Here is a 6,473-nt window from a genome sequence, read left to right as displayed (position 1 = left end):
TTTTTGTATTTCTATCTTTAATTCCTTTATTAAACCTCAAACTGCTTGATTAATTTTATACTTGCGTTCTCATCTTTAGCTATTGGTTGCTGTAATTGATACTAAATATCAAAGGCTTGTTACAGATATTTTGGGAAATAATCGTCAAATGACTTACTAGCAATCTTTTTGAGATATCTCATCAAGATGAATTCTCCTGCGAATCAATATTTTATTTGTAAATAAAATCACTCCGTACTTGAATATAATTTTTAGCGATCGCACTTTTTTTGTCCGACCTCACAAAATCGCATTGCTCCCCCCAAAACATCACCTCATGTCTAGGTGATTGTGGCTCTCCCCATAAGTACTGCATGGCTGGGTGAGTTTCAGTTAGCCATTCGCTATTACAGTCAGGTTGTTGAAGCTCCTTGAATATTTCCTGTATGTCTTGCTTGAGAAGGGCGTTATAGGGTGTAAAGTCGCAGCGTAGCAAATAAGGTTGCCGAGAGGTTTTGTATTTTCCTTCGGGTAAGTCCACCAGTTCAAGAAAGTCTCGAAGCGTTGGGAATCTTCCTTTAAATGTATCTTCTAAAAATTTTCCAATTCCTGACGCAACAATCAGTGATTCGGTTTGCTCCTCCTCTAGCCCATACAGCCGCATCAAATTAACAACCACTGGCTGAAACTCGTACTCGGTCAAGTCCCAGCCAGATTTGCGGTAATTACCTTTAAAGATGGGTGAAATATCAATTGTGAATAAAGGCAGGTATTTCAGCTTTTGGTCTTTGCCCTTGCCGTTGATTCTATAGATTTGTGGGAAAGCAACAGCCATCTGAACATCATTTTTGTTGCCTCTCTTGGCTGCTTGTTGCTGTTGCTGGAATTGCGTAAATACTTCGCTATCTAAGAGTAACTTGTTGCCAACAAGCTGCACTCCCTTATCTACTACTTTTGAATAAATATCTGAAGAACGCTCGACCTCAGCTTGAGTCAGTTCCTCTAACCTGATGTAGCCTAACCAGGTTTGTACTATCTGGATAAGTTTTTCTGACTCTAGCATGGGAACACTTGTAGGAGAGACTGCACTAACTGGTACTCTCCTTAACTTAATATTTTTTGTCGTTTGTCGCAAACATACCGCAGTAGTCAGCAGTCTTCCACAACAGTTTTCACAATTATAGTTGCTTAAAACGTTATGAAAGCGTTTCCACACCAGAATAGTTAAGGATTTTCGCGTCAACAGTTAACATTGGACACCCATAATTTCTGGCTGTAGCTACAATAATTTGGTCAAAAGGGTCACTATGAAATCCGTTTAATTGAGTTGAATCAACTACTATGGGCAGGGTTAAATTTAATAGCTGTACTCCGGGATAAGCCAAAGCTGTTTCTAGCCATTCATTAACTGAACAAGAAAAAACCAGTCGTTTTTTTTCGACTAATTTGGCGACTTCCCAACAAGAAACAATACTTACTCCCAAACCCTCAGATTGATATTCTTCTATCCACTCCCGATACTTTGTAGTTAGTCTGGAGTTATCGTCAACCCACCAAACCAAGATGTGTGTATCAAGTATGATCATTGCAAAACTTCCCAATCTTCTAAGGCAACGGGTTCTGTTGGGTCATCGTAACGGATTACTTTACCGCGCATTGGATAAAGATTTGTTTCTGGTTGGCTAGGCGCTGCTCCTTGAAGTTGTGGAGTTTTAGCTGACAGAATAATCACCTCCACAGCATCCCCAGCATGAAAAGGTAAGCCCCGTAGCATCAAAGTTCCATCTTCAGTTAAAACAGCTTCTATTTTGTGAGCTTCCATCTTACTACTCCTATTTCTTAATGGAGAAAAAGAGAAACGGATCTTACTTTCTCTAGTTTTTTTATTATGGCGCTTTCGCTCCCCTGACTTTTTAGCCGTAACTTGCGTAAGTCATGATTTCGAGAGAACCGGGGAGCAGTGGCAACCTGAGCTTACTCAACATTTGTCAGCGTTTCCAGTTGTGCAAGTAGTTTCTCTATCTGTTTGCGCTTCTTCGGGTCTGACCAAATGCGTGATTTTCTTAGTTTGGTAGTCGCAGCAGTAAAACGCTCTTTGTAATTGTTCGACTCGGTGTTTGGGGTAGAGGCTGGAGTTTTCTTTTCACTAATGCGCTGTCTGATTTCGCTTAAAGACCAGTTGTTGGCAATAGCTTGTTCTAAAAAGGCAATGCGCTCATCTAATTTCTGAATCTGGGCGATCGCTCTAGCTTTGGTGTACTCCAGTGTTCCTTTGCGTAGTGCTGAAAGGATGTCTTCTGGAAGGTTTAGCAGTGGTAGGCGGTTGTTGGCGAATGATTCCCAGGTCATTAAACCCAAACCTTCAAACACAGATTCAACAGTTTTTAGGTCTGGGTTTACAAGGGGCGAGTCTGACTCCTTATCGTCTCCATCTTTTCCAATAACGTTATTGGAAGAGTCTAATTTCTCGGATTCCTCGTTGACAATCACCTTATTGTCAGCGTCTAAATTTTCATCTCCATCCTTCCCAATAACATTATTATGAGCATAAAAATTTTCATCTTCATCTTTGACAATCACCTGATTGTCAGCTTGCTCTGAGTCTAATTCTGTTTTTCCAATAACGTTATTGGAAGAATTAGCCGCTTCTTTGCGTTCGTGTTGCAAGCGGCGCAGTAACGGCGGAATCTCCTCAACGTTTCGACCTAGTTTGAGAGCCAGCAGTTGCAAAATCCCTTCGGTTTCCTCGACTGGGTTAAGGTCTTCTCGAAGTAAGTTTTCTATGAGCGCAAGTTGAAAAGCTGCGTTGTCGTCTAATTCTCTGATGACGACGGGGACTTCTTTCAATCCAATACTTAAGGCAGCACGATAGCGCCGCTCTCCTGCTACTAATTCGTGTTTTTCTCCATCAAGGGGGCGTACTAAAATGGGTTGCAGTATGCCATGCTGCTTGATGGATTCAGTTAACTGCTTTAATGCTTCAGAATCAAAGTAACGACGCGGTTGATTAGGCGGCAGAGAAATCTGGTCTATTGGTATAGACACTTGAGAATCGGCATTAATAACGCCTGTGGTGTCCCAAGGTACATCAATTTTGCTTTTGAGGGGTTGACTGGCTTTAGTAGTGCGTCTCATTTTAAGGATTCTATGCTAAGGGCTATTTTTTTTAAGATGGCAACAGATGGGTGTTTAGGATCGTAAACTGCAAGGGGCATTCGTTCCTCTGAAGCATCAACAAAAGCAGTGGAGCGAGGAATGGGGGCAAAGACAGTTCCGGCGCTGGCTAGTTGTTCAGTAATGGCTGCTAGGGTACGAGTGTCCTGGGAGTTACGGGCATCGTATTTTGTCGGCACAAATCCGGCTATTTGCAATTTGCGGTTTGGTTTGTTACGTACTGTAGCGACCGTTTTTAGTAATTCGCCTGTTCCCTCAAAGGCTTTGAAATGGGTTTCTAGGGGAACGAGAACATGAGTGGCAGCTACAAGGGAGATGTAACTTAGTAGCCCTAAGCTGGGAGGGCAATCTATGAGGATGAAATCGTAATTCTCTTGGATTGGCTCAATGGCTTCTTTCAGGCGGAAATCGCGCATGGAAGCACTAACCAATTGCATTTCTGCCGTACTCAGAGAGATTTTGGCAGGGGCTAAATCCATACCATGAATTCCCTCATGTATTGGCAGGGGTTGTTCATCCACAATGGCATTGTTGACGGTTTGCTCTATGTCTCTTGGAACCAAGCCCATAAAAATGGTTAAGCTGGCTTGGGGGTCTATGTCGATGAGCAGGACGCGATGACCCAATTGCGCTATTTGGTAGCCCAAGTTTTGGGTAAGGGTGGTTTTGGCAACACCTCCCGCCTGATTAAAAACTGCGATGATTCGGCTCATAAGTGAGTTTGTTTACCTGCCCCGTTACAATTAAAGATAACTGTTGATCGGGCAATCGGTACTGTTTATTTTTGTCCGAGGCTGCTGTTTTATTTAAAATTGTGATGATATAGGTTATAGCCGAATGGGAGAAGCAAAACGACGCAAACAGATTTTAGGTGATACCTACGGTACATCAGCAACGGTAAAGCAGGCAATCCAGATTGCTAAGAAAAAGAACGATGCGCTGTTGCCATCCACTTTTATACCTGATTTTGGGTTAGAGGTGTCCGCACAAATAGGAGAAGAACCTTTTCACTTTACAGCCCTGGAACTAAAAGACTTAAAAGTAATTGAGGATGCTAAATTTGGCAGGTTAGCAATAAATTTTATCCCTTTACAGTTCTCTATTACTCATGTCAATGTCGCTGCCAATCTGCCGATAATTATGCGAGAAACTATGATCACGCTGGAGATTTATACCCTGGAAGAGAGTAAAGTGGACGGAGTAATAGAAGCACTTCCTAAAGGCATAGATGTAAAAGCTAATTGGTCAAAAAGGTTTTTTACAGCACATCCGATTCATAAAGAATTGGTTGTACCAATTCATATAATGCCTTATGAGGAAGATAGGTTAGGTTTACAACATATTGCTAACCATATCTAAGATTTTTCATGCCCGTTTATTGCTACTTTTCCTTTCTTCCAGTGAAGCAGCAGCAAGGAAAGGGCAGCACGTTAGGATCATCGGCAAAAGTAAAACAGCGTAATACAGTGATTGTGGTTGATTTGGGGCTGAATACTCTACTGTAGGCGCTTTTTACCCCATGTCGTCTAACCCTCAAAAAACGACATCCAAAAAACGCGATCGCCTGCCCGCAGTGTGCCTGTTGTGCTACCATCAACCACAATTAAAATAAGAGCCGCTCTGTATTTGAGTTTAGGCAAGAGTAACTTCCAAGTAAAAACTAGGAGTCTTGTAGCATGATCAAGAAACTTTTATTGATATGTATATTATTTTTGAGTGTTCATATAATTATTCATAAGGCTGAAGCCTTTACGCCACCGAATACATATTATCCCCTTGATGTTATTGAAGGAGCAGGATTATACAAAACTTCCCTGCCAAATGATAATCAAGCCTATCTTCAAATAATAGATTTGCGAAAGATTCAGATAGATCAAATTATTGGTGAGATAGATGATATGGGAATTAAACAAGGTAAGTATTATCAAAATAAGGCTGATGATTACAGCCCTTATTTCCAAAATAAACCCTTTGAGAATATCTGGAATGAATATAATCTACTTTATGGTAAAAAAGCATTTTCTTTAATTAACTGTGCTTTTTTTGAAGAATATAAATCAAGCACCCAACTAGCTTTTCCAATAAAACTGAATGGTCAAATTATTACAGCAGGAAGTAGCCCATACGGGCCTTCTAGGCAAGCAATAAACGATTACTATAAAAATATAAAACTGAAAGCACTAGTTTGGAATCATAAAAGTGCTTACATTACCGATTATGAGCCGGAATCAGGTTATCCACTGAATAAAAAAAGCGTCAAAAATGCCCTTGTAACTTACAAATACAGCGACCATCCAGCTAAAGTTTTAGGTAAAAATCTGGCGAACAAATATCATGTTATTGGAACTTTAAACAAAGATGGTCTTCCTGGGAATGAATTAATTATAATATTAACTGTTAATCAGGCTACGTTAGATGAAGCAGCAGAATTACTCCGAAAAATAGGAATAAAAGGCGATATTATCACGATTGATGGTGGAAGTTCTACATTAATTACTAATCCCCATACTGGAGCATTGATTGTACCGCAACCTGTTAATATAAAATCTAATCCATTTGCCAGCAATTTACCGCATTATCTAGGATTTCGTCAAAAAGGCAATTCCAAAGAAAAAGCAAAAATTTTTATCAGTCAACCTGTAAATAATATCCCAATCAAAGCAAATATTCCTTATCTTATTTTGTGGAGAGATAATTTAGTTGGTCAAATTCAAATTGAATTGAAATCTGAATCAAAACAAGCTCAGGTAATTGCAGCTAAAACAACTAATGATGGGATTTATAAATGGACTCCAAAACAGCCAATATTATCAGGGTCTATGATTCAAGTGGTGAGTTTAGAGCAGCCAAATATTTTCGCTAAATTAGAGTTAAAATAGCTAACATTTAGGGGTAGTGTTACGGAAGCTGTCACCAGGGGCAAAGTAATGAAGAAAGTACCGAATCTTATTGCGGAGTTGGAACTTTATCCGGTTTGATTTGGTTTTAGTGAATAAAAAAGCTTGAAAGGCACATAAAAATCGCTCCCTAGTTCCGACTCCAATAGAACTTACGCATTGACAGAAAAGTGATACTATGCAGTAAATCCCAACTTCTGTGATAGGTGTTCTAAAATAAAGTCACGAGCTACTTGAAGAGATAAATTTCTTTGGAGTTCATACCAATTTTCAATTAACTCTTCTACCCGCATTAATTCTAATTGTGTAAAAGCTCGAATTGCGCTAAAAAAGTGAGTTCTAATTGCCTCAGATGTCCTCACCATAAATCGACCAATACCACATACTTGTTTAATCGCTCTGTGGTAGCATTCAATCCCCCAA

Annotated in this window: 7 protein-coding genes and 1 pseudogene; 2 read left to right on the top strand and 6 right to left on the bottom strand. The window is 40.0% G+C overall.

Annotated elements, in window-relative coordinates:
- Positions 1–211 precede the first annotated feature (211 nt).
- From F8S12_RS14115 to F8S12_RS14095, 5 genes are all read right to left on the bottom strand, one after another.
- Positions 212–1,042: a superfamily I DNA/RNA helicase gene (locus tag F8S12_RS14115; protein WP_196516888.1), complete on the bottom strand. Its 831-nt coding sequence runs from the start codon at positions 1,040–1,042 to the stop codon at positions 212–214.
- Positions 1,043–1,175: 133 nt separating this feature from the next.
- Positions 1,176–1,565: a type II toxin-antitoxin system VapC family toxin gene (locus tag F8S12_RS14110; RefSeq protein WP_196516887.1), complete on the bottom strand. Its 390-nt coding sequence runs from the start codon at positions 1,563–1,565 to the stop codon at positions 1,176–1,178.
- Positions 1,562–1,801 (bottom strand): hypothetical protein, encoded by a 240-nt coding sequence (locus F8S12_RS14105; protein ID WP_196516886.1) that lies wholly within the window; start codon positions 1,799–1,801, stop codon positions 1,562–1,564. Before F8S12_RS14105 ends, F8S12_RS14110 begins: the two co-directional genes overlap by 4 nt.
- 152 nt (positions 1,802–1,953) lie before the next feature.
- Positions 1,954–3,114 (bottom strand): ParB/RepB/Spo0J family partition protein, encoded by a 1,161-nt coding sequence (locus F8S12_RS14100; RefSeq protein WP_196516885.1) that lies wholly within the window; start codon positions 3,112–3,114, stop codon positions 1,954–1,956.
- The gene (locus F8S12_RS14095; RefSeq protein WP_196516884.1) at positions 3,111–3,866 is read right to left on the bottom strand and encodes a ParA family protein; all 756 of its coding nucleotides are present in this window, start codon (positions 3,864–3,866) and stop codon (positions 3,111–3,113) included. The genes F8S12_RS14100 and F8S12_RS14095 overlap by 4 nt, the downstream gene beginning before the upstream one ends.
- Positions 3,867–3,990: 124 nt before the next feature.
- Here F8S12_RS14095 and F8S12_RS14090 point away from each other — a divergent pair, with 124 nt between their 5' ends.
- On the top strand, positions 3,991–4,512 hold the full coding sequence (locus F8S12_RS14090; protein WP_196516883.1) for a DUF2839 family protein: 522 nt from the start codon (positions 3,991–3,993) through the stop codon (positions 4,510–4,512).
- Positions 4,513–4,829: 317 nt separating this feature from the next.
- Positions 4,830–6,032, top strand: coding sequence for a hypothetical protein (locus F8S12_RS14085; protein WP_230968011.1), 1,203 nt, complete (start codon positions 4,830–4,832; stop codon positions 6,030–6,032).
- Positions 6,033–6,226: 194 nt separating this feature from the next.
- Here F8S12_RS14085 and F8S12_RS14080 read toward each other — a convergent pair.
- Positions 6,227–6,473 (bottom strand): annotated as a pseudogene (locus F8S12_RS14080) (IS701 family transposase); the annotation flags it as partial.

The organism is Nostoc sp. WHI (assembly GCF_015714725.1).
In the GTDB taxonomy this organism is placed as follows: Bacteria; Cyanobacteriota; Cyanobacteriia; order Cyanobacteriales; family Nostocaceae; genus Nostoc.
This window is presented reverse-complemented; position numbering and strand designations above follow the sequence as displayed.

Excerpts from the sequence above, each read along its gene's own strand:
- F8S12_RS14115 (WP_196516888.1), bottom strand. The coding sequence starts at position 1,042 with ATGCTAGAGTCAGAAAAACTTATCCAGATAGTACAAACCTGGTTAGGC.
- F8S12_RS14110 (WP_196516887.1), bottom strand. The coding sequence starts at position 1,565 with ATGATCATACTTGATACACACATCTTGGTTTGGTGGGTTGACGATAAC.
- F8S12_RS14105 (WP_196516886.1), bottom strand. The coding sequence starts at position 1,801 with ATGGAAGCTCACAAAATAGAAGCTGTTTTAACTGAAGATGGAACTTTG.
- F8S12_RS14100 (WP_196516885.1), bottom strand. The coding sequence starts at position 3,114 with ATGAGACGCACTACTAAAGCCAGTCAACCCCTCAAAAGCAAAATTGAT.
- F8S12_RS14095 (WP_196516884.1), bottom strand. The coding sequence starts at position 3,866 with ATGAGCCGAATCATCGCAGTTTTTAATCAGGCGGGAGGTGTTGCCAAA.
- F8S12_RS14090 (WP_196516883.1), top strand. The coding sequence starts at position 3,991 with ATGGGAGAAGCAAAACGACGCAAACAGATTTTAGGTGATACCTACGGT.
- F8S12_RS14085 (WP_230968011.1), top strand. The coding sequence starts at position 4,830 with ATGATCAAGAAACTTTTATTGATATGTATATTATTTTTGAGTGTTCAT.